Source organism: Stenotrophomonas maltophilia group sp. vghtpe118, assembly GCF_052605195.1.
The window spans coordinates 4,248,165-4,270,055 of the sequence record NZ_CP199672.1; the positions used below are offsets into that span (position 1 = coordinate 4,248,165).

The 21,891-nt window shown below is 66.7% G+C and carries 23 protein-coding genes; 16 read left to right on the plus strand and 7 right to left on the minus strand.

What is annotated here, in order from left to right; translation table 11 throughout:
• Positions 1-36: 36 nt before the first annotated feature.
• The 3 genes from ACUDTM_RS19395 to ACUDTM_RS19405 are packed head-to-tail and all read left to right on the plus strand — an operon-like array spanning position 37 to position 3,046.
• On the plus strand, positions 37-993 hold the full coding sequence (locus ACUDTM_RS19395; RefSeq protein ID WP_072166759.1) for an HlyD family secretion protein: 957 nt from the start codon (positions 37-39) through the stop codon (positions 991-993).
• A 20-nt stretch (positions 994-1,013) separates the two neighbouring features.
• Positions 1,014-1,937: an ABC transporter ATP-binding protein gene (locus ACUDTM_RS19400; protein ID WP_065177389.1), complete on the plus strand. Its 924-nt coding sequence runs from the start codon at positions 1,014-1,016 to the stop codon at positions 1,935-1,937.
• Positions 1,934-3,046: an ABC transporter permease gene (locus ACUDTM_RS19405; RefSeq protein ID WP_171958405.1), complete on the plus strand. Its 1,113-nt coding sequence runs from the start codon at positions 1,934-1,936 to the stop codon at positions 3,044-3,046. Before ACUDTM_RS19400 ends, ACUDTM_RS19405 begins: the two co-directional genes overlap by 4 nt.
• Before the next feature lie 79 nt (positions 3,047-3,125).
• Here ACUDTM_RS19405 and miaB read toward each other — a convergent pair whose 3' ends face one another.
• Together miaB and ACUDTM_RS19415 are read right to left on the minus strand one after the other, a co-directional pair.
• On the minus strand, positions 3,126-4,544 hold the full coding sequence (gene miaB, locus ACUDTM_RS19410; RefSeq protein ID WP_072166757.1) for a tRNA (N6-isopentenyl adenosine(37)-C2)-methylthiotransferase MiaB: 1,419 nt from the start codon (positions 4,542-4,544) through the stop codon (positions 3,126-3,128).
• A gap of 195 nt (positions 4,545-4,739) precedes the next feature.
• The gene (locus tag ACUDTM_RS19415) at positions 4,740-5,360 is read right to left on the minus strand and encodes a glutathione S-transferase family protein (protein ID WP_088497707.1); all 621 of its coding nucleotides are present in this window, start codon (positions 5,358-5,360) and stop codon (positions 4,740-4,742) included.
• An 80-nt stretch (positions 5,361-5,440) separates the two neighbouring features.
• Between ACUDTM_RS19415 and ACUDTM_RS19420 the strand changes: the two genes are divergently transcribed.
• The 7 genes from ACUDTM_RS19420 (at position 5,441) to ACUDTM_RS19450 (ending at position 11,498) form a co-directional block, all read left to right on the plus strand.
• Positions 5,441-6,409: a helix-turn-helix transcriptional regulator gene (locus ACUDTM_RS19420; RefSeq protein ID WP_072166755.1), complete on the plus strand. Its 969-nt coding sequence runs from the start codon at positions 5,441-5,443 to the stop codon at positions 6,407-6,409.
• 45 nt (positions 6,410-6,454) lie between these two features.
• On the plus strand, positions 6,455-7,375 hold the full coding sequence (locus tag ACUDTM_RS19425; RefSeq protein ID WP_088497708.1) for a lytic transglycosylase domain-containing protein: 921 nt from the start codon (positions 6,455-6,457) through the stop codon (positions 7,373-7,375).
• A 194-nt stretch (positions 7,376-7,569) separates the two neighbouring features.
• The gene (petA, locus tag ACUDTM_RS19430) at positions 7,570-8,190 is read left to right on the plus strand and encodes a ubiquinol-cytochrome c reductase iron-sulfur subunit (RefSeq protein WP_004151998.1); all 621 of its coding nucleotides are present in this window, start codon (positions 7,570-7,572) and stop codon (positions 8,188-8,190) included.
• Complete coding sequence (locus tag ACUDTM_RS19435) at positions 8,190-9,449, plus strand: cytochrome b (protein WP_005408840.1); 1,260 nt, start codon at positions 8,190-8,192, stop codon at positions 9,447-9,449. Before petA ends, ACUDTM_RS19435 begins: the two co-directional genes overlap by 1 nt.
• A complete protein-coding gene (locus ACUDTM_RS19440; RefSeq protein ID WP_088497709.1) occupies positions 9,442-10,191 on the plus strand; it encodes a cytochrome c1 in 750 nt (249 codons plus the stop codon). The genes ACUDTM_RS19435 and ACUDTM_RS19440 overlap by 8 nt, the downstream gene beginning before the upstream one ends.
• A 134-nt stretch (positions 10,192-10,325) precedes the next feature.
• Positions 10,326-10,961, plus strand: coding sequence for a glutathione S-transferase N-terminal domain-containing protein (locus ACUDTM_RS19445; RefSeq protein ID WP_005415948.1), 636 nt, complete (start codon positions 10,326-10,328; stop codon positions 10,959-10,961).
• 84 nt (positions 10,962-11,045) lie between these two features.
• Positions 11,046-11,498 carry a ClpXP protease specificity-enhancing factor gene (locus ACUDTM_RS19450; protein WP_005412806.1) on the plus strand — a complete coding sequence of 151 codons (453 nt, stop codon included), beginning with the start codon at positions 11,046-11,048 and terminating at the stop codon, positions 11,496-11,498.
• Between the two features lie 85 nt (positions 11,499-11,583).
• Here ACUDTM_RS19450 and ACUDTM_RS19455 read toward each other — a convergent pair whose 3' ends face one another.
• From ACUDTM_RS19455 to ACUDTM_RS19470, 4 genes are all read right to left on the minus strand, one after another.
• Positions 11,584-11,934 carry a DUF3301 domain-containing protein gene (locus ACUDTM_RS19455; RefSeq protein ID WP_072166752.1) on the minus strand — a complete coding sequence of 117 codons (351 nt, stop codon included), beginning with the start codon at positions 11,932-11,934 and terminating at the stop codon, positions 11,584-11,586.
• Between the two features lie 67 nt (positions 11,935-12,001).
• Positions 12,002-12,991: a DUF2272 domain-containing protein gene (locus ACUDTM_RS19460; protein ID WP_353080193.1), complete on the minus strand. Its 990-nt coding sequence runs from the start codon at positions 12,989-12,991 to the stop codon at positions 12,002-12,004.
• A gap of 119 nt (positions 12,992-13,110) precedes the next feature.
• Positions 13,111-13,962, minus strand: a complete 852-nt coding sequence (gene nadC / locus ACUDTM_RS19465; protein WP_353080194.1) for a carboxylating nicotinate-nucleotide diphosphorylase — start codon at positions 13,960-13,962, stop codon at positions 13,111-13,113.
• Positions 13,959-14,228 carry a Trm112 family protein gene (locus tag ACUDTM_RS19470; protein ID WP_072166750.1) on the minus strand — a complete coding sequence of 90 codons (270 nt, stop codon included), beginning with the start codon at positions 14,226-14,228 and terminating at the stop codon, positions 13,959-13,961. The genes nadC and ACUDTM_RS19470 overlap by 4 nt, the downstream gene beginning before the upstream one ends.
• Positions 14,229-14,286: 58 nt before the next feature.
• Between ACUDTM_RS19470 and purE the strand changes: the two genes are divergently transcribed.
• From purE to ACUDTM_RS19485, 3 genes are all read left to right on the plus strand, one after another.
• Entirely contained in the window at positions 14,287-14,790 is a 504-nt protein-coding gene (gene purE, locus ACUDTM_RS19475; protein ID WP_005412808.1) for a 5-(carboxyamino)imidazole ribonucleotide mutase, read from the plus strand.
• Positions 14,787-15,935, plus strand: coding sequence for a 5-(carboxyamino)imidazole ribonucleotide synthase (locus ACUDTM_RS19480; RefSeq protein WP_061478498.1), 1,149 nt, complete (start codon positions 14,787-14,789; stop codon positions 15,933-15,935). Before purE ends, ACUDTM_RS19480 begins: the two co-directional genes overlap by 4 nt.
• A 125-nt stretch (positions 15,936-16,060) precedes the next feature.
• Positions 16,061-16,402 (plus strand): carboxymuconolactone decarboxylase family protein, encoded by a 342-nt coding sequence (locus tag ACUDTM_RS19485; protein WP_088497714.1) that lies wholly within the window; start codon positions 16,061-16,063, stop codon positions 16,400-16,402.
• A gap of 114 nt (positions 16,403-16,516) precedes the next feature.
• Here the strand turns inward: ACUDTM_RS19485 and ACUDTM_RS19490 are convergent, their stop codons facing one another.
• Positions 16,517-17,095, minus strand: a complete 579-nt coding sequence (locus ACUDTM_RS19490; RefSeq protein ID WP_032954072.1) for a superoxide dismutase — start codon at positions 17,093-17,095, stop codon at positions 16,517-16,519.
• A gap of 120 nt (positions 17,096-17,215) precedes the next feature.
• Here ACUDTM_RS19490 and grxD point away from each other — a divergent pair, with 120 nt between their 5' ends.
• From grxD to ACUDTM_RS19505, 3 genes are all read left to right on the plus strand, one after another.
• Positions 17,216-17,536, plus strand: a complete 321-nt coding sequence (gene grxD, locus ACUDTM_RS19495; RefSeq protein ID WP_005415957.1) for a Grx4 family monothiol glutaredoxin — start codon at positions 17,216-17,218, stop codon at positions 17,534-17,536.
• Positions 17,533-18,309 carry an SDR family NAD(P)-dependent oxidoreductase gene (locus tag ACUDTM_RS19500; RefSeq protein ID WP_423172837.1) on the plus strand — a complete coding sequence of 259 codons (777 nt, stop codon included), beginning with the start codon at positions 17,533-17,535 and terminating at the stop codon, positions 18,307-18,309. The genes grxD and ACUDTM_RS19500 overlap by 4 nt, the downstream gene beginning before the upstream one ends.
• Before the next feature lie 232 nt (positions 18,310-18,541).
• The gene (locus ACUDTM_RS19505) at positions 18,542-21,763 is read left to right on the plus strand and encodes a TonB-dependent receptor (RefSeq protein WP_154350506.1); all 3,222 of its coding nucleotides are present in this window, start codon (positions 18,542-18,544) and stop codon (positions 21,761-21,763) included.
• Positions 21,764-21,891: the final 128 nt, after the last annotated feature.

The following is a 21,891-nucleotide window of genomic DNA, read 5'->3' on the forward strand; positions in this document are numbered from 1 at the left end:
AGGTGGCACCGTGTCGCCGTCGCAGGAGGGAATGGCATGGGCATCGGCAACGGGATGCGTGGACTCGGGCTGGTGGGCATCGGCCTGCTGGCGGGCTGTGGGCAGTCAACGCCAACGGCGCTGGGCACGCTGGAGTGGGACCGGATCACGGTGCCGGCGCCGGCGGCCGAGGTGATCGCCACGGTGGAGGTGCGCGAGGGCCAGCGGGTCAAGGCCGGGGCCGTGCTGATGCAGCTCGACCCCGCCCGCGGCGACGCGCAGTTCGCGGCGGCGCAGGCCGACACGGCGCGCGCGCAGGCCCAGCTGGAAGAGCTGAAGCTTGGCCCGCGCCAGGAACAGATCGCACAGGCCCAGGCACAACTGGCCGCGTTGCGCGCGCAGTCTGCTGAGGCCACTGCCTACTATCGTCGGGTGCAACCATTGGCACGCCAGCGCCTGATCGCCGCCGCCGAGCTGGACCGTGCACGAGCGGCCGCCGGCAATGCCGCGGCCAGCGTGCGTGCCGCCGAGCAGGCCTGGCTGGAACGGGTGCACGGCAGTCGCGCGCAGGACATCGCCCAGGGCCAGGCGGCCGCCGACGCCGCACAGGCGCAGCAGGTGGTGCAGGGCGTCAACCTGCAGAAGCTGCAGCTGCGCGCACCGCGCGATGGCGTGATCGATGCCTTGCCCTACCGGCAGGGTGACCAGGCACCGATCGGGGCGCCGCTGGCGGTGATGCTGGTCGGCGAGCGCCCCTATGCGCGCGTCTACCTGCCGCAGCCGCTGCGCCTGCAGGTCAAGGTCGGTCAGCCGGCGCAGATACAGCTGGAGGGAGGAAGCACCGTACTGAAGGGCCATGTGCGCGCGATCCGCAGCGAGCCTTCATTCACCCCGTACTACGCACTGACCGGCGATGACGTCGAGCGCCTGAGCTACCTCGCCGAGATCGACGTGGATGCAGCCAGCGACATGCAGAAGCTTCCGGCCGGACTGCCGGTGCAGGTGCGCTTCTGAACACCGGTGCGGACATCGCGGTGCATGCGCAGGGCCTGACCCGCCGCTTCGGTGAACTGCTGGCCGTGGACAAGGTCGACCTGACCGTCCCGCGCGGGCAGGTGTACGGCTTCCTGGGCCCGAACGGGTCAGGCAAGTCGACCACCATCCGCATGCTGTGCGGCCTGCTGGAACCCAGTGCGGGGCAGATCGAGGTGCTGGGCCTGGCGGTTCCCGAGCAGGCCGAAGCACTGCGCCGGCGCATCGGCTACATGACCCAGCGCTTCTCGCTGTACGAAGACCTGTCGGTACGCGAGAACCTGGAATTCCTCGCCGCCATCCAGGACTTGCCGCGCAACCAGGCCCGGCAACGGGTCGATGCGCTGCTGCAGCAGTACCGGTTGCAGGACCGGCAGCCGCAGCTGGCCGGTACGCTCAGCGGCGGGCAGAAGCAGCGCCTGGCCCTGGCCGGCGCCGTGGTGCATTCGCCCGAACTGCTGTTCCTGGACGAGCCGACCAGCGCGGTCGATCCCGAGTCGCGCCGCGATTTCTGGGAGGCCCTGTTTGAACTGGCCGACGCGGGAACCACGGTGCTGGTGTCGACCCATTACATGGACGAAGCCGAGCGCTGCCATCGCCTGGCGATCCTTGATCGCGGCGCACTGGTGGCCGACGGCACGCCGGCCGAGCTCTGTTCACGGCTGCAAGGACGAACGCTGCAGGTCACGTCATCGCAGCCACGCCAGGCCAGCCGCGTGCTGGCCGAGCTGCCCGGCGTGCTGAGCGTGGCGCAGATCGGCACCCATCTGCGCGTGCTGTGCAACGAAGGCGCAGCGGATGTCGCGGCGCTGCGGCGCGCGCTGGCCAGCGCCGACCCGCAAGCGCATATCGAAATCGTGGCGCCGAACCTGGAGGACGTGTTCGTGGCCGCCACCCGTGGCCGTGGCAGGGAGCCAGCGGCATGAACCTGCGCAGGCTGTGGGCGATCATGCTCAAGGAGCTGCGGCAGCTGCGCCGCGACCGCATCACGCTGGCGATGATCGTCGGCATTCCGGTGATGCAGCTGCTGCTGTTCGGGTATGCGATCAACCTCAACCTGCGCCACCTCGATGCGGGTATCGCCGACCAGGCCAACAGCGCCGCCTCACGCGCGCTGGTGCAGGACATGGTCGCCACCGGCGTGATCACGCCACGCAGCGAGGCCTACACGCCGGACCAGCTGATGCAGGCGCTGCGCCGCGGCGAGATCAGCGTCGGCATCGTGGTGCCGGCGGACTTCGAGCGTCGCCGCTTCGATGGACGCGAAGCGGTACAGGTGCTGGTCGATGGCAGCGACACCGTGGTGCAGAGTGCGGCGATCCAGCTGGCGCAGGTGCCACTGGATACGCGCCCGACCAGCAATACGCGGCCGCTGCGCGAAGGCAGCATTGCCGGTGGCCAGGTCAGCGTGACCAGTTTCTACAACCCGCAACGGCGCTCGGCGGTGAACATCGTGCCCGGCCTGATCGGGGTGATCCTGACCATGACCCTGGTGATGTTCACGGCGGTGGCGGTGGTACGCGAGCGCGAGCGCGGCAACATGGAACTGCTGATCGCCACGCCGGTATCGCGCAGCGAACTGATGGTCGGCAAGGTGCTGCCCTATGCAGCCATCGGCCTGCTGCAGACCACGCTGGTGCTGGTGCTGGGCACCTGGCTGTTCCAGGTGCCGATCCGCGGCAGCCTGCTCGACATCTACCTGGCCGCAGTGCTGCTGGTGCTGGCCAACCTGGCGCTGGGCCTGCTGATCTCCACGCGCGCGCGTTCGCAGTTCCAGGCGATGCAGATGACGCTGTTCCTGTTCCTGCCGTCGATCCTGTTGTCGGGTTTCATGTTCCCGTTCGCCGGCATGCCGCGGCCGGTGCAGTGGCTGGCCGAAGTGCTGCCGCTGACCCACTTCCTGCGTCTGGTGCGCGGCATCATGCTGCGCGGCGCCTCGCTATGGGAGCTGTGGCACGACGCGCTGGCGCTGCTGGCCTTCATCGTGGTGATGATGACGCTGGCGATCCTGCGTTTCCGCAAGCGCCTGGATTGAGGCCTGTCATTCGGTAGTGCCGGCCGCTGGCCGGCATCATTTCCGGTGGGTGCCGACCGTTGGTCGGCACACCCTAGCCTTATTCCGCCACCACGCGCCCACGCAGCGAGTTGGTAAGCGCTTCGGTGATCAGCACATCCACGAACTGGCCGATCAACCGCGCAGGCGCCGGGAAATTCACCGACCGCATGTTCTCGGTCTTGCCGGTCAGTTCGTTCGGGTTCTTGCGCGACGGCCCTTCCACCAGCACGGTCTGCACGGTACCGACCATCTTCTGCGAGATGCTGGCGGCGTGCGCATTGATGCGCTCCTGCAGGCGCGACAGGCGAGCGTGCTTCTCGGCATCGCTGATCGTGTCCTCCAGATCGGCCGCCGGTGTACCCGGTCGACGCGAATAGATGAAGGAGAAACTGTGGTCGAAGCCGATGTCCTCGATCAGCTTCATGGTCTTCTCGAAGTCGGCATCGGTCTCGCCGGGGAAGCCGACGATGAAGTCCGAGCTGATGGAAATGTCCGGGCGCACCGCGCGCAGCTTGCGGATCTTCGACTTGAATTCCAGCGCGGTGTAGCCGCGCTTCATCGCCGACAGCACGCGGTCGCTGCCGGCCTGCACCGGCAGGTGCAGGAAGTTGGCCAGCTGCGGAACGTCGCGGAACGCGTCGATCAGCGAATCGCTGAACTCGAGCGGGTGCGAGGTGGTGAAGCGGATGCGGCCGACCCCATCGATCTCGGCGATGGTGCGGATCAGCAGGCCGAGGTCGGCAAACTCACCGTCTCCATATGGGCCGCGATAGGCGTTGACGTTCTGGCCGAGCAGGTTGATCTCGCGCACGCCCTGCGCGGCGAGCTGCGCCACTTCCACCACCACGTCCTCGAACGGGCGGCTGACTTCGGTGCCGCGGGTGTAGGGCACCACGCAGAACGAGCAGTACTTGGAACAGCCTTCCATGATCGACACGAACGCCGAGGCACCTTCGGCGCGTGGCTCGGGCAGGCGGTCGAACTTCTCGATCTCGGGGAAGCTGATGTCCACCTGCGGGCGCTTCTGCTCGCGCCGCGCGCGGATCAGTTCCGGCAGGCGATGCAGGGTCTGCGGGCCGAACACAAGGTCCACGAACGGGGCGCGCTTGATGATCGCTTCGCCTTCCTGCGAGGCAACGCAGCCGCCCACGCCGATGATGACCTCGCGGCCCTTGTTCTTCAGGCCCTTCCACACGCCGAGTTGGCTGAACACCTTCTCCTGCGCCTTCTCGCGGATGGAGCAGGTGTTGACCAGGATGACGTCGGCGTCGTCCGGGCTGTCGGTCAGTTCCAGGCCATCGCTGGCGGCAAGCACGTCAGCCATCTTGGCCGAGTCGTACTCGTTCATCTGGCAACCGTGGGTCTTGATGTACAGCTTGCCCTTGACCTGGTCGGGCTTGCGCGGACCAGCGGGCAGGGCAACGAGCGGGGTACCGCCCGGGGTGGCGGGCGGAAAGACGTCTGGCGTCCCGGTCATGGCGCTTAATCCATTCGGGTGGCGGGAAAGCGGGCAATTCTACCCGCATCCCGCGCCAGCCGCCGCGCCCTTGTAGAGCCGAGCCCACGCTCGGCTGCTCTTCCCGCTTCCCATGGGGCAGCCTGGCATGGCCTGGCTCTACTGAAGCCAGCCGAGCGTGGGCTCGGCTCTACAAGGAAAGCCAGCCGGCGCTGCTTATGCCGCCGCCAGCTCCGCATCGATCTGCCGCGAACGGTCGAAGGCGGTCATCGCGCTCATCCGTGCGATGTAATCAGCCGTGGCCGGCGCAGGCTGCACCAGACCGAAGGCCGTGGTCCAGGCCAGCGCATTGCCCCACAGCACGTCGGCGGCACTCATCGTCTCGCCGAGCAGGTAGCGACCCTGTGCCAGCTGGGCCTCGACCACCTGCAGCACGGTCTCGGCGTCGTTGTACGGCGACATCATGCGCGGCGGCGGCTCGCGGTGCATCGCCTTGTCGATCATCGCCGGCTCGAAACAGGCACCGTAGAAGGCCATCCAGCGCAGGTAGGGCCCGCGCAGGGCATCGCCGATCGGCGGCGCCAGCCCGGCTTCCGGATACAGGTCGGCCAGGTACAGATAAATGGCCACCTGTTCGGTCACCAGCGCGCCGTTGTGGACGATGGCCGGCACCTTGCCCATCGGGTTGATGGCCAGATAGGCCGGGGCCAGGTTGGCGCCGGCCTTCAGGTCCAGCACCTGCATGCGGTAGTCGGCACCCAGCGCTTCGAGCAGGGCCACGGCGCCGCTCGAGCGGGATCGGGCGGCGTGATAAAGGGTGATCTGGCGTGAGGTCATGGCATTGCTCCTTGCGGTGGGTGGTGAACTGGAAGCCATCCTGGGGCACCATTGCGGACGACTTCTGTCCTCGATTCTTCATGCGCCATACCGCCCATCGACTGCTGCGCCTGATCGCCCTGCTGCAGGCCCGCCGCCAGTGGTCCGGGGCTGAGCTGGCCGAGCGCATGGGCGTGGACCGGCGCAGCATCCGGCGTGATATCGAGCGGCTGCGCGAACTGGGCTATCCGGTCCGGGCCTCGTCGGGGGTCGGTGGCGGCTATCAGCTGGGGGCCGGGGCACCGGTACTGCCGATGCTGCTGGACGAGGAAGAGGCGACCACCCTGGCGATCGCGCTGCGGGCCGCGTCCGCGACCGTCGCTGGCATCGACGACACCGCCCGGGGCCTGTTGTCCAAGCTCGACCCGCTGGTGCCGACCCGTCGCCGCCAGCAGGCCGGCGAGGTGCATGCGGCGACGGCCACCCTGTCCGACCTTCCCTCCACCGACGCACGCCTGCTGGGACGGCTGGCCCAGCATTGCCGGCAGGCGTCACGGCTGGCCTTCGAGTACCGCAGTGCGCAGGAGGCGGTGACCCAGCGCGAGGTCGAGGCGCAGCACCTGGTCAACTATGGGCGGCGCTGGTACCTGCTGGCCTGGGATCTGGGCCGGCAGGACTGGCGCACCCTGCGCGTGGACCGGATGGGCGCGGTGCGCGAATGCGCCGGGCCGGGCATGCATCGACGCACGCCCGCGCCCCCGGACGTGATGGTGCGGCAGGCGGTCAGCCAGGCGCCCTTCGCGCTGCAGGCCATCGTCCGCCTGGCCGGCAGCCGCACCGAGCTGGAAGGGCGCATCCCGCCGTGGTGTGGGGTGCTGGAGGCTGATGGCGCCGACCATTGCCTGTTGCGCATGGGCGCCGAGAGCGGCGGCATGATGCTGGCGCAGATCCTCAGCCTGGACCGGGTGCCGGTGGCGTTGTGGACCACACCGCCGGGCCTGCGCGATGAGCTGGCACAGCGTTTGGCCGGATTGGGCCAGGTGCTGGCTGTGCCGCCGGTCACAGGCTGAGCCGCGTCGCTTGGCAAGCCCCGGCGAAGCTGGGACACTCGCGGCATGAAGGGGATACTGGGGACAACGGCGATCATCATCGCTGCGCTGACCGCTGCGCCGGCCAGCGCCGGCACCCTGTACAAGTGCCAGGGCGCCGACGGGGTCACCAGCTACGTGAGCAAGCGAGTGGCCGGCGCGCGCTGCAGCAGCATCAGCTACAGCCGCGATACCCGCCCGGCACCGCGCCCCGTGGTGGCCGCACCGAAGCCTGCGCCGACCTCGGTGGCCAGCATCGAACGCAATCCGGTCGCTGTGGCGGCCAGCGCTGCTGCGCCCGCTGCGGTCGCGCCGACGCCTGCTGCACCCGCGCCTGCCGCGGCACCGACGGCCTCGCGGGCCGGGCGGATGGTCAGCGGCCACGTCTATTCCTTCATGAAGGATGGGGTGCGCCACTACACCAGTGCGCGGCCGACCCAGGTGGCCAACCTCGGTCCGGTGCGCACCATCCGCTACAGTTTCATGGAGCGCTGCTACGCGTGCGGCGTCAACCCGCGCGTGGACTTCGGTTCGGTGCGCCTGAACACCACCGCGTTCCAGGCCGAGATCACCTCGGCGGCACGCGAGTTCGGCGTCGAGGAGGCCGTGGTGCGTGCCATCATCCACGCCGAATCGGCCTACAACCCGACCGCGCTCAGCCGCGCCGGCGCGCAGGGGCTGATGCAGCTGATGCCGCCGACAGCCGCGCGCTTCGGGGTCAGCGATTCCTATGATGCGGGGCAGAACATCCGTGGTGGCGTGCAGTATCTTGCGTGGTTGCTGAAGCGCTTCAATGGCGACCTGACCCTGGCCGCGGCCGGCTACAACGCCGGCGAAGGCGCGGTCGACCGCCACGGTGGCGTGCCGCCCTACAGCGAGACCCAGTACTACGTGCGCCGGGTTGGGCAGCTGGCCGAGCGTTACCGCACCGCCCTGAGTCACCAGTAGGTGCCGACCGTTGGTCGGCACTCCTTTGAAAGGTAGTGCCGGCCGCTGGCCGGCAACCCCGTAATCAATGTTGTTGCAATGCGTTGTGTGGCGCGCGACGGTTCCGCTACACTCGCCCATGATTCAATGCGGCTCTGGCCCCCACCGGATCCGCTGGCAGCCTTAAAGCTACCTAATCAATATCGGAGTGCCGGATGGCCAACGATGGGGTACACGATCCAGTCAACACCGGACGTCGGCGTTTTCTTTCTGCCACCACTGCTGTGGTTGGCGCCGTCGGCGTCGGATTCACCGCCGTTCCTTTCATCAAATCCTGGAACCCCAGTGCCCGCGCCAAGCTTGCCGGTGCACCGGTCGTGGCCGACATCAGCGCCCTGCAGGAAGGCCAACGCCTGATCGTGGAGTGGCGTGGCCAGCCGATCTGGATCGTCAAGCGGTCCAAGGCGATCCTGGATGCACTGCACGGGCTGGATGGCCGCCTCAAGGACCCCGAGTCCGGCGAGAAGGACCAGCAGCCGGACTACGTGCTGAAGCAGAACCCCGAGCTGCGCTCGATCAAGCCGGACATCTCCGTGCTGGTCGGCCTGTGCACGCACCTGGGCTGCTCGCCGGAAATGGTCGCCGAGATCCGGCCCGAGCCCTATGACCCGCAGTGGAAGGGGGGCTACTTCTGCCCCTGCCACAAGTCGCGCTTCGACATGTCCGGCCGCGTCTTCAAGGATGTGCCGGCGCCGATCAACCTGAAGGTGCCCGCGCACCACTACCAGGACGACAACACCATCATCATCGGTGTCGATCCGCAGGGGGCTGCCTGATGGCCAATATCCTCAGCCGTACCGCCAGCGGCGTCGCCGACTGGGTCAATGCCCGCGCGCCGGGCCTGATGCCGGTCTATCGCAAGCACGTCAGCGAGTACTACGCGCCGAAGAACTTCAACATCTGGTACTACTTCGGCTCGCTGGCACTGCTGGTGCTGGTCAACCAGATCGTCACCGGCATCTTCCTGACGATGCACTACAAGACCAGCGCCGCGGAGGCGTTCGGCTCCATCGAATACATCATGCGTGATGTGGAGTGGGGCTGGCTGATCCGCTACATGCACTCCACCGGCGCCTCGCTGTTCTTCATCGTGGTCTACCTGCACATGTTCCGCGGCCTGCTGTACGGCAGCTACCAGAAGCCGCGCGAGCTGGTGTGGATCCTGGGCATGCTGATCTACCTGGTGCTGATGGCCGAAGCCTTCATGGGCTATGTGCTGCCGTGGGGCCAGATGTCGTTCTGGGGCGCCAAGGTGATCATCTCGCTGTTCGGCGCGATACCGGTGATCGGCAACGGCCTGACCGAATGGATCATGGGCGATTACCTGCCCAGTGACGCCACGCTCAACCGCTTCTTCGCATTGCACGTCATCGCACTGCCGCTGGTGCTGCTGTTGCTGGTGGTGCTGCATCTGGGCGCGCTGCACGAAGTGGGGTCGAACAACCCCGATGGCGTGGAGATCAAGAAAGGACCGAAGGGCAACCGCTGGTCGCCGAATGCGCCGGCCGACGGTATTCCGTTCCACCCGTACTACACGCTCAAGGATGGTGTCGGCGCCGGCTTCCTGCTGATCATCGCCGCCTTCATCATCTTCTTCGCACCGGGCTTCGGCGGCCTGTTCCTGGAACACGACAACTTCACCGAGGCCAACCGCCTGGTGACCCCCGAACACATCAAGCCGGTCTGGTACTACACGCCGTACTACGCGATGTTGCGCGTGGTACCGAACAAGCTCGGTGGCGTGCTGGTCATGTTCTCGGCCATTGCGATCCTGTTCCTGGTGCCGTGGCTGGACAAGGCCAGGGTAAAGTCGGTGCGCTACCGCGGCTGGATCTCGAAGGTGATGCTGGGCGTGCTGGCGGTGTGCTTCGTGTGGCTGGGCGTGATCGGCTCCGGCCCGGGCACCGACGTGCATGAAACCTACATCGGGCGGGTGCTGACCTTCCTGTACTTCGCGTTCTTCATCACCATGCCGCTATGGACAAGGTTGGACAAGACCAAGCCGGTACCGGAGAGGGTGACCACGCATGACTGAGCGCTGGATTGTCCGGCTGGCCCTGACGGCCACCCTGATGCTGGGCAGTTTCCTGGCCTCCGCCGCCGAGGGCGGCACCAAGCTGCTGCAGGCCGGCAACGACCTCGGTGACCGCGCCTCGCTGCAGCGGGGTGCGCAGCTGTACATGAACTACTGCTCCGGCTGCCATGCGCTGAAGTACCTGCGCTACTCGCGGATGGCGCAGGACCTGGGCCTGACCGAAGAAGAGGTGATGAACAACCTCAACTTCACCGGCTCGGCGATCGGCGACCCGATCCCGGTGGCGATGCCCAAGGAGAACGCGGAGAAGTGGTTCGGCAAGATGCCGCCCGATCTCAGCCTGATCTCGCGCGTGCGGGGCAGTGACTGGGTTTACACCTATCTCAAGTCGTTCTATCTGGACAGCAGCCGCCCGCTGGGCTGGAACAACGCGCTGTTCGCCAACGCCTCCATGCCCAACCCGCTGTGGGAGATGCAGGGGCTGCAGCATGCGGTGCACGGCAAGGCGGAAGCGCCCGGCATGGACCCGCCGGTGACCGGCCTGAAGATTGAAACGCCGGGATCGGTCGATGCCGGGCAGTACGACCAGGCCGTGCGGGACATCACCAACTTCCTCGAATACGCCGGCGAACCGGCCGCACTCAAGCGCCAGCAGCTGGGCGTGTGGGTGATCCTGTTCCTGGCCCTGCTGACCTTCCTGCTGTATCTGCTGAAGAAGGAATACTGGAAGGACGTTCACTGATTCTGGCGCCGGCCATCGCGTGGGCCTATTGGCTTTTGTGATGGTCGGTTGCACACTCGGGGAGGAGTCGACCGCTGGCACGGTGCCGGCGGCGCCGATGCGGCAGGCGGTCTCCTGTCGTGGGAGAGCCTTTGATGGCGGCGAGCGTACGCATGCGCAATACACTGACGCTGTTTTCCTCGAACGACGACGTACTGTGCCACCGTGTACGCCTGGTCCTGGCGGCCAAGGGCGTCACCTTCGACTTCGTTCCGGTCGATCCGCAGAACCCGCCTGAAGACCTGATCGACCTCAATCCGTACCACTCGGTGCCGACCCTGGTCGAACGCGAGCTGGTGCTGTACGCCGCATCGGTGGTCAGCGAATACCTGGATGAGCGCTACCCGCATCCGCCACTGATGCCGGTCGACCCGCTGTCGCGTGCGCGCATCCGCCTGGCCATGCTGCGCATCGAGCACGACTGGGTGCCGCAGGTGCAGGCCATCCAGCTGGGCAACAAGACCCAGGCCGAGGCCGGGCGCAAGCGCCTGAAGGAACTGCTGACCGCCTCGCTGCCGCTGTTCAAGGCCAGCAAATTCTTCCTCAATCCGGAAATGAGCCTGGCCGACTGCGCGATGGCGCCGATCATCTGGCGCCTGCAGTCGCTGGATGTGCCGCTGCCGAAGGATGGCAAGGCGATCGAGGACTACGGCAACCGCATCTTCCGCCATCCCGGATTTGTCCGCAGCCTGACCGAGCAGGAAAAGAAACTGCGCGATCTGCCGGTCTGATCCGTCCCCGCGTTACCCGTCTGCAGGCCGACCGGCGTGCAGACGATCCGCCCCGGCGGGGCGCCGGGCGCGTACACTTCACGCATGACCGAAGACTTCTTCCACATGACCAGCCACCGCCCGTACCTGCTGCGGGCGCTGGTGGAATGGATCAACGACAACCAGCTGACCCCGCACATCCTGGTCGACGCCGGCGTCCCCGGCGTGCAGGTCCCGCCTTCGGCGGTCAAGGATGGCCGGGTCGTGCTCAACATCGCCGAACGTGCTGTCGTGCGGCTGATGATCGACAACGAAATGGTGAGCTTCTCGGCCCGCTTCTCCGGAACCAGCTACCCGGTGCAGGTGCCGATCAGCGCCGTGCTGGCGGTCTACGCCCGCGAGACCGGGCAGGGCATGGCATTGCCGGATGACATTCCGGGCAACGAAACCGCACCGACCAGCGATGAGCTGCTGCACGAGGAAGGCACGCCGCCGGACGACACGCCGCCGGCCAGTCCGCCACCGAAGGGCCGCCCGAACCTGCGCGTGGTCAAGTAACCATTCTGACGCCGCCCGATGGGCGGCGTTTTTCTTTGCCCGTTTGGCGGTGGGTGCCGACCGTTGGCCGGCACATCTTCAAACCCTAGGCATCCTCGGCATCCTCCGCATCCGGCCGGATCTGGCTGATCCGCGCGGCACCGGGGCCGGTGAACGAAATCAGCTGGTCGCCACGCAGCACCATGCGGCCCACGTGGCGATCGATGCCATCGTAGGAATACTCGAACTTGAAGGTGCGCTCGAAACCGAGCCGGCCATCCTCGCCACGCGACAGTCGCAGGCCGGTGGCGTGCACCGCCTGGTCCAGCCACTGCACGTCGGCGGCGCGGCAGGCATTGCGTCCCAGCTCGACCGCGCGCTCGGCGGCCGAGCGTGCGGCGTTCCAGAAGAAGTAGATGATTCCGCCGGCAATCAGCAACAGCAGCAGGGTAGGCATGGCGTCAGCCGTCAGAGGTCGATCCGGCAAAGATGGCGGCGAACGCGCGCTGGATCAAGCACGGGTATCACCGGCTCGGCGGTGGCTGGCCCGTCATCGGTGCTGCGGGCGCGTTGGCCGGTACGGCCTGCATCGGCGCTGCGGAGGGTGACGGCATCACCAATGGCGCGGTCGCGGTCAACTGCAGCAGGGCCGCCCAGTCCTGGCGGTTGAAGCTGCATTCGTCCTCGCGGCCCGGCGTGCAGCTGGGTTCGATGCCGGTGCTGTTGCGTTCGCGTGCCGGGGGCAGCTTGATCAATCCGGTACGGTCCAGCGGCAGCAGGCGCATTGCCACGGTGTTCATCACGTTGCCACCGACCAGGTACAGGGTCTGGTCGCCCCCCAGGTTGGCAGCCACCACCACTTCGCAATGCGATTTCCAGTGGCCTACCGAACCGTTGCCCAGCGCCTGCACCAGCCCGCTGTAGCTGAGCGTCGTGCTGCGGTCGCGCAGGAAGCACAACAGATCGCCCGGTGCGGGCTTTGCGGTCGCGGGATCGACCAGCCGGTACGGCACGCCCGAGGGGCCGCCCTGGTACGCGGCACGGATGTAGTCGATGTGGCGCGGCGACGTGTTGAAGCCGGGAACGCCGGCCTGCACCATCACCCAGGAAATGAAAGCGGCCGACCACGGATTGTCGATCAGGAAGGCGCGGCAGTCGCTGTCGGTGTAGCGCGTACCCAGCGGTGCCACGCAGCTGCTGGCACCGGCGATGCTGCCCATCGCGTTGAGCGTGCCGCTGTTGCGCCAGTAGCCGGCCACGCGCTGCCAGGCAATCAGCCCGTTGTCGGCCAGGTGTTCGTTCTCGGCCTCGGTGACACTCAGACTCGCCGCGCGGCCATCGCGATCGATGAAGGGCCGGAACCAGAGCCGGTGTTCATTGCAGGCGGTATTGCGGATGGCCACCGCCAATGGGCTCAGGCCGAAGCGGGGAGGGACATCGCAGGCTTCAGCGGCTGCGGCGGACAAGGGGGCTGCCGCGAGCAGCAGACAGGCAGGCAAGAGCATCCGGCGCATGCGCGGCTCCTGTGGGGGGGATGCCCGCAGCGTCGCAGAGGCTGGCGTAGCCGAGCCGTGAAGGCGCCCGGGTCGTGTAGAGGCGAGCCTACGCTCGGCTCCACAAGGTCGCGTAGGCCTCAAGCCGGCGGCGGGCCCAGCTTCAACGACAGATCGATGGCCTGCACATGCTTGGTCAGCCCGCCGATGGAGATGCAATCGACGCCATCCTCGGCGATCGAACGCAGGCCGCCCAGGCCGACGCTGCCGGAGACTTCCAGCGGAATGCGCCCGGCCGTGATGCGCACCGCCTCGCGGCGCAGGTCGGGACTGAAGTCATCCAGCAGGATGCGTTCGCAACCGGCTTCGAGCGCCTGGCGCAGCTGTGCCAGGTCTTCGACCTCGACCACCAGTGGCAGCGCAGGCCACTGCCGGCGTGCGGCGGCCACCGCCGCGGCCAGCGAACCGGCAGCACGGATGTGGTTCTCCTTCAGCATCACCGTGTCGTACAGGCCGAAGCGATGGTTCTCGCCGCCGCCGCAGCGCACCGCGTACTTCTGTGCCAGGCGCAGGCCGGGCAGGGTCTTGCGGGTGTCGAGGATGCGGGTACCGGTACCGGCCACCGCAGCCACGTAGCGGGCAGTGGTGGTCGCGGTGCCGGACAGCGTCTGCAGGAAGTTCAGCGATGTGCGCTCGGCACTGACCAGGCTGCGGCTGCGCCCGTGCAGCAGGGCCAGCACGGTGCCGGCGGTGACGGCATCGCCTTCGGCGATGTGCCATTCAATGCGCACTTCAGGGTCGAGCGCGCGATGGGTGGCGTCGAACCAGGGGCGCCCGGCGATCACCGCATCCTGCTTGCACAGCAGGTAGGCGCTGTCGGCCTGGTCGGGGAGCAGGGCGGCGGTGACGTCACCGCTGCCCAGGTCCTCGGCCAGCGCGCGCGCGACATCGGCGGCGACAACGGCCGCATCCGGCGTCGGCAGCGTGCTCATGCGGTCGGGAAGTCGGCGATCTGGGCGGTCGGAATGGCTTCCTCGGCCAGCAGCACCGGGATGCCGTCGTCGACGCGGAACACCTGCTTGCGGTCACGGGTGACCAGCGCCTCGCGCAGCGGCTGCGCCAGCGGGTTGCCATCGGCCTTGGTCAACGTACCGGCGGAAATGGCCTTGTTGAGGGCTTCCAGGCCCTTGCCATCCAGCAGGGACAGGGGCTGGCGGGTGTCCGGGGACACCAGCAGGTCGAGCAGCTTGCGATCCATGGTTCTTCGTCTTGCGTGGAAGACGGCTAGAATACGTCTTTAAGGCAGGTGACGGCCAATGACCCCCAACCCGATCGCGCCGCTTGTCGGCATCGTCATGGGTTCCCGTTCCGACTGGGAAACCATGCAGCACGCCGCCCAGAAGCTTGAAGCCCTGGGTGTTCCGTTCGAAGTGAAGGTGGTGTCCGCGCATCGGACGCCGGATGTGTTGTTCAGTTACGCCGAGCAGGCGGGCCCGCGTGGCCTGCGCGCGATCATCGCCGGTGCCGGCGGGGCCGCGCACCTGCCAGGCATGATCGCGGCCAAGACCGCCGTACCGGTGCTGGGTGTGCCGGTGCAGTCCAAAGCCCTCAACGGCATGGATTCCCTGCTGTCGATCGTGCAGATGCCGGCCGGCATCCCGGTCGCCACCTTCGCCATCGGCAACGCCGGCGCCTCCAACGCCGCGCTGTTCGCGGCGGCGATGCTGGCCAGCGACCAGCCGGCGATCGGCCAGGCGCTCGATGCCTTCCGTGCACGCCAGACCGAAGACGTGATGGCCCACGACGATCCGCGCCAATGAGCCTGACCGTCGGCATCCTGGGCGGCGGCCAGCTCGCCCGCATGATGGTCCTGGCCGGTGCGCCGCTGGGGCTTCGCTTCGAACTGTACGACCCGGCCGCCGACGCCTGCAGCGGCCCGCTGGCGCCGCTCACCGTGGGCGCCTTCGATGACCGCCAGGCCCTGGCGGACTTCGCCGCCAAGGTCGATGTGGTCACCTTCGATTTCGAGAACGTACCTGCCGACAGTGCACAGTTCCTGGCCGACCGCGTGCCGGTCTATCCGCCGCCGGCCGCGCTGGCGGTGGCCCAGGACCGGTTGAGCGAGAAGACCCTGTTCCAGCAGCTGGGTATTCCGCTGCCGGCCTTCGCCGACATCCGTAACCGCGACGAGCTGGCGGCGAAGGCGGCTGAGTTCGGCCTGCCGTGCATCCTCAAGACCCGCCGCCTCGGCTACGACGGCAAGGGTCAGTTCCGCCTGCGCAGCGAAGCCGACATCGACGCCGCATGGGATGCGCTCGGTGCCCAGGTGGAGCGCACCGGACTGATCCTGGAGGGCTTCGTGGCCTTCCAACGCGAGGTCAGCGTGGTGGCCGTGCGTGGCCGCGATGGCAGCTTCGAAGCCTGGCCGGTCACCGGCAACTGGCATGTCGACGGCGTGCTGTCGGCCAGCGTGGCACCAGCGGTGCTGTCCGACGCCGAGCGGCAGGCAGCGATCGGCTATGCCCGCCGCGTCGCCGAGCACCTGCAGTATGTGGGCGTGTTCGCACTGGAGCTGTTCTGTCGCGACGGCGAACTGCTGGCCAACGAGATGGCACCGCGCGTGCACAACTCCGGGCACTGGACCATCGAAGGCAGCGAGACCTCGCAGTTCGAGAACCACCTGCGTGCCGTGCTGGGCCTGCCACTGGGCAGCACCCGCATGCTCGGCCATGCCTGCATGCTGAACTGGCTGGGCGCGATGCCCGATCCGGCGCCGGTGCTGGGTCAGGCCAGTGGCCATTGGCACGATTACGGCAAGGAGCCGCGCGAAGGTCGCAAGGTCGGCCACGCCACGTTGCGCGACGATGATGCCGCTGCATTGGCCGATGCGCTGGACCAGGTCGGCCTGGAGCTGGACCGCCAGGCCCAGGTGGCGCCGGCAGTGCACGCGCTGCGCAACCGCTGAGCCCGGGCGTGCCGGCCAATGGCCGGCACAACCCTGTATGCCTGCAACGGTGTGGCGCGCCGGTGCAGGCATCGGCGCACTATTGCCGGTGGTAGCGTGGAGCTCCTTTCACAGGAGTCACGACCATGCTTGACTGGAATGCCTACCGCAAGGAACTGAAGGGCCGCATCGGCGAGATCGGCAAGCTCTCGCCGGACACGGTCAAGGGCTACGCCACCCTGGCCAATGCCGGTGCCCAGACCAACCACCTGGATGCCAAGACCCGTGAGCTGATCGCATTGGCGGTGGCGGTGACCACCCGCTGCGACGGCTGCATCACCGTGCACGTGGACGCTGCGCTGAAGCAGGGCGCCAGTCGCGAGGAAATCGCCGAAGCACTGGGCGTGGCGGTGTCGCTCAATGCCGGCGCGGCGCTGGTGTACTCGGCGCGGGTGATGGACGCGGTGGCTGCGCACGAGAACGCGTGACGCTCCGCTCTGCATTTCGGTAGTGCCGGCCGCTGGCCGGCAACCCCGGCATCCTTGTACATCCAGTGGGTCGCCGGCCAGCGGCCGGCACTACCCCGTGACCGAGCCGCTGCCTCAGCGCAGCTGGCTTTCTGCGAATTCCCAGTTGACCATCTGCCAGAAGGCATCCAGGTAACGCGCGCGATCATTCTGGTAATCGGTGTAGTAGGCGTGCTCCCAGACATCGCAGCACAGCAGCGGGGTGCTTTCGCCGGTCAGTGGCGTGCCGGCGTTGCGGGTGGCCTGGATGCCGAGCTGGCCACCGGGGTGCTGCACCAGCCACACCCAGCCCGAGCCGAACAGGCCCAGCGCGGTGCGGTTGAATTCCTCACGCAGGCGCTGCGCATCACCGAACTGGCGCTTGACCAGCTCGCCCAGCCGGCCCTGCGGCTCGCCGCCGCCGCGCGGGCGCAGGCACTGCCAATAGAAGCCGTGGTTCCAGGCCTGGGCGGCCGCATCGAACAGCGTGCCCTGGGCATGGCGCACGATCTCTTCCAGTGACGCCTCCTCCCACTCGGTGCCGAGAGTGCCGGCGTTGACCGCGTCAACGTAGGCGCGGTGGTGGCGGCCGTGATGCAACTCAACGGTCTGCGCGGACAGGTGGGGCTGCAGGGAGCCGGGGAGGTAGGGCAGGGCAGGCAATTCGACGGGCATGGACAGGTTCGTGGCCAGGGGACGGCGGTAGCCTGTTCCATCTGCTTACAATGGCGGCTACCGTGGGCAGTCTAGCCGACCATCACGGTCGGTTTGTCCGGCGAAGCAAGGAGTGTGGTTGTGGCGGTAATGCAGCAAATCCAGGCCGAGGTCGATCGTTACCCGCTCGTGCTGTTCATGAAGGGCACCCCGCAATACCCGATGTGCGGCTTTTCCAGTCGCGCCGTGCAGGCGTTGATGGCAGCCGGCGCCGTCACCCTGCGCACTGTCAACGTGCTCGAAGAGCCGGAGATCCGCGCGAACCTGCCGCGCTTTTCCAATCTGCCGACCTTCCCGCAGCTGTTCATCAACGGTGAGTTGATCGGCGGCTGCGACATCGTCATGGAACTGTTTGAATCCGGCGAGCTCAAGCGCATCGTCGAAGAGGCGACCCAGGGATGAGTGCCTGGCCGTCGACGTCACCGACTGACGGGGCGATCGATGGCCGCCCGTTGCAGGATCGCGTCGTACTGGTCGCCGGCGCCGGGGGAGGGCTGGGCAGTGCCGCGGCGGTCGCCGCAGCCGCAGCCGGTGCCACCGTGGTCCTGCTGGGACGCAAGCCGCGCCGGCTGGACCGGGTCTATGCCCAGGTCCAGGCGGTCGGTCCGGAACCGCTTCTGTACCCGTTGGACCTGGAAGGCGCCAGCCCCGATGACTATGCCGAACTGGCCCAGGCCCTGCAGCGCGAGCTGGGGCGGCTGGATGGACTACTCGTCTGCGCCGCGCATTTCCCCGGGCTGACTCCGTTTGAACTGGCTGACCCGGCCAGTTTCGCCCGTGCGGTCCATGTCACCCTGACCGCGCCGGCCTGGCTGGCCCAGGCCTGCCTGCCGCTGCTGCGGCAACGCGAGGATGCCGCTCTGGTGTTCGCGGTCGATGCTCCCGAACGGGTCGGACAGGCCTACTGGGGGGGGTATGGCGTGGCCCAGCACGGCCTGCGTGGCCTGATCGCCAGCCTGCACGATGAACTGCGCCGCAGTCCCATCCGGGTCAGCGGCCTGTACCCCGGCCCCCTGCGCACGGCGCTTCGGGCCCGCGCCTATTCCGTGGACCAGGACCCGGCTGCGCAAGGCCCGGAAGCCGCGGCGGCCGCTGCGGTGACCCTGCTGTCCGCCGCTGGGAGCGCCTGGCGCGGGCAGATTCTCGATGCCAGTGAGACGCCTCGGGAAAGGTGAGCCCCGTGGGAAGACGGAGTGAAGAACCCGTCACGATTGCGTTGCGAACCGGTGCCGTTTGTCGCACAACCGTCACATCGATGGCGTAGCGTGTTAATCTAGTGTTAACCGTTAGGGCTGCCTTCAGCCGAGCGGTAGGGAACCCCAGATAACTCTCCGATCAGCCACCCGCAGGGCTGCTTGGATGCGCTTTTTTTCCGCCATCGCCAACTCGCATCGAGGCTACCGAAAAATGACCCACCCACTCCGGATGTCCAAGCTTACCCTTGGTCTCGTGGCTGCACTTGCTGCCGCTCCCGCCTTCGCCCAGAGCAGCACCTCCGCCGGTGTCGGCGGCCAGGTGATGTCCGCTGCAGGCCAGCCTGTCGCCGGCGCTGAAGTCACCATCACGCACACCGAGTCGGGCACTGTTTCGCGTGCCACCACCGATGCGTCGGGCCGATACAACGCGCGCGGCCTGCGCGTGGGTGGTCCGTACACCATCACCATCACCAAGTCCGGTGAAGGCACCAAGACCGAGGAAGGTGTCTACCTGAACCTGAACCAGGTCAACACCGTCAACGCCAACCTGGGCGGTGATCTGGCTGCGACCAACCTGGACGCGGTGAACGTTGTTGCCACCGCCGGCGGCCTGGACCTGTTCAGTGCCAACAAGATGGGCACCGGCACCAACGTGACCCGCGAAACGATGGATGCGCTGCCGTCGGCCAGCCGCAACATCCAGGACTACGTCCGTCTCGACCCGCGCATCTCGCAGGTCAGCAAGGCGGACGGCGCGATCTCGGCTGGCGGCCAGAACACCCGTTACAACGCCATCCGCATCGACGGCATCAGCGCCTCCGATCCGTTCGGCCTGGGTTCCAACAACCTGCCGACCGAGCGTCAGCCGGTGTCGATGGACGCCATCCAGGAAATCAATATCGACCTGGCCAACTACGACACCACCATCGCCGGTGGCACCGGCGCGGTGATCAACGCCGTGACCAAGTCGGGTACCAATGAATTCCACGGCACCGTGTACGGTTCGTACCGCGACAAGGACATGGTCCGCTCGCGCCTGGAAGGTGACAAGCAGGACTTCAACGGCTTCGAGGACGAGAAGACCTACGGCATGACCTTCGGCGGCCCGATCGTCAAGGACAAGCTGTTCTTCTTCACCAACTATGAAAAGTACGAGCGCTCGGCTGCCGGCGTCGCCCTGAGCGACACGCCGATCGGCCGTGGCACCATCACCCAGCAGCAGATCACCGACGTCCAGAACTTCCTGGGCAAGCTGGGCTACGACCCGGGCAGCCTGACGGCGCCGAACAGCAAGACCGAGATCGAAGAGTATGCGGTCAAGCTGGACTGGAACATCAACGAGAACCACCGTGCGGCCCTGCGCTACAACAAGATGGAGCAGAACGTCGTTCGCTTCCCGCAGGTCAGCAGCAGCGCCATCTCGCTGAGCAACTTCTGGTACCAGCAGCCGACCCAGTACGAAACCTGGATGGGCGAACTGTTCAGTGACTGGTCCGAGAACTTCTCGACCGAGTTCAAGGTCTCGCACAAGGATTACTCGGCCAACCGCGTCCCGCTGGTCGACATGCCGCAGATCCGCATCAAGTCGGGCAACGATTCGCTGTACGTCGGTACCGAACAGAACACCCACGTCAACATCGTCGAGTCGAAGGAACTGAGCGCCTTTGGTGCCGGTACCTGGTACATCGGTGACCACACCGTCAAGTTCGGCTTCGATTACTCGAAGAATGACCTGATGAACTTCTACGGCCGCAACCTCAACGGCGTGTACGAATTCAACAGCGTCAACGATTTCCTGGCGGGCAAGGCTTCGCGCTACCAGCTGCGTGCTCCGCGCGCCGATGGCAGCCGCAGCGACATCCCGGCCGACTTCACCCTGAAGAACACCGGCGTGTTCGTGCAGGACACCTGGGCGATCAACTACAACCTGAACCTGATGTTCGGCGTGCGCATCGACATGCCTGACTTCAGCACCCAGCGCCTGTACAACCCGCGCATCGAGCAGCTGTACGGCTTCAACAACACCAAGCTGGTCGACAAGAACCTGGTGCAGCCGCGCGTCGGCTTCAACTACACCTTCGACAGCGATCGCCCGACCCAGCTGCGCGGTGGCGTGGGCCTGTTCGGCGGCGCCGCCCCGAACGTGTGGCTGGCAGGTGCCTACCAGAACACCGGCCTGAACTACATCGAGTACGACGAGCGCAGCATCCCGGCCGGTGCCTTCACCCCGGACGGCAACAACCCGTACATCCCGGCCGGTGGCCCGGCTTCGGCCCGTCAGAACGTTGACATCATCGCGCCGGGCACCCGCCTGCCGTCGGTGTGGAAGGCCAACCTGGCGTTCGACCATGAGCTGCCGTGGTACGGCATCGTGGCGTCGGCCGAAGTGCTGTTCACCAAGGTCAAGGACGGCATCTACTTCGACCGCCTGGACGTGTCGGCGCCGACCGCCTTCGGTCAGGACGGCCGCGCGATCTACTGGAACGATGCTGGACGCAACTCGGCGAACACTCGCATCGATAAGGGTGTCGACTACGGCATCTCCACCGGTACCAAAAATGCAGTTGATCGTTTCAACCGTCCGAAGGACATCGGCGACGTTCTGGTCCTGCGCAACACCGACAAGGGCCGCGGCACCCAGGCCACCTTCTCGCTGGCCAAGCCGTTGACCGAGAACTGGGGCTGGTCGCTGGGTTACACCTACACCAAGTCCACCGAAGTCAGCCCGCTGTCCAGCTCGCAGAACACCTCGAACTGGAACAACACGCTGATCTTCAATGCCAACGAGAACGTGGCCTACAACTCGCGTTATGCGATGAAGGACCGCGTCACCGGCACCCTGGAGTGGAAGCACAACTTCTTCGGTGACAACGCTACCCGCGTCGGCCTGTTCTACGAAGGCCGTTCGGGCCGTCCGTACAGCTACATCTTCTACAACGATGCCAACGGCGACGGTGCTACCACCAACGACCTGTTCTACGTGCCGAAGGGTCCGGGCGACGTGCTGTTCACCGGCGGTGCCGCGATGGAGAAGCAGTTCTTCGACTGGCTGGCGCAGAACCCGGAACTCGATGCCTACCGTGGCAGCGTGGTCCCGGCCAACCGCCACCGCGCCTCGTGGGTCAACAGCTTCGACGTCCGCGTCAGCCAGGAATTCCCGGGCTTCATGAAGGGGCACAAGGGTGAAGTCGCTCTGGACATCATGAATGTCGGCAACCTGCTGAACAAGAAGTGGGGCCTGATCGACGACTACGGCTTCTACTCGACCCGTCGCGTTGCCAACTACGCAGGTATCGATCCGGCCACCGGCAAGTACGTGTACTCCTTCACTGGTTCGACCGACAACCCGTCGGTGCAGGAAAACAACAACGACAAGGGCAACACCGCCGTGTCGCGTTGGTCGATGCAGCTGACCCTGAAGTACAAGTTCTGATCCATCAGCGCTTGAAGTGGTAAGTGGAAACGGCCGGGGAAACCCGGCCGTTTTCCGTTCAGGCGAAAGTCCTTGCAGGGCGTGGGGCAACGGCGTAGCATCCAGAAATGTGCGCGGTGCCAACGCCG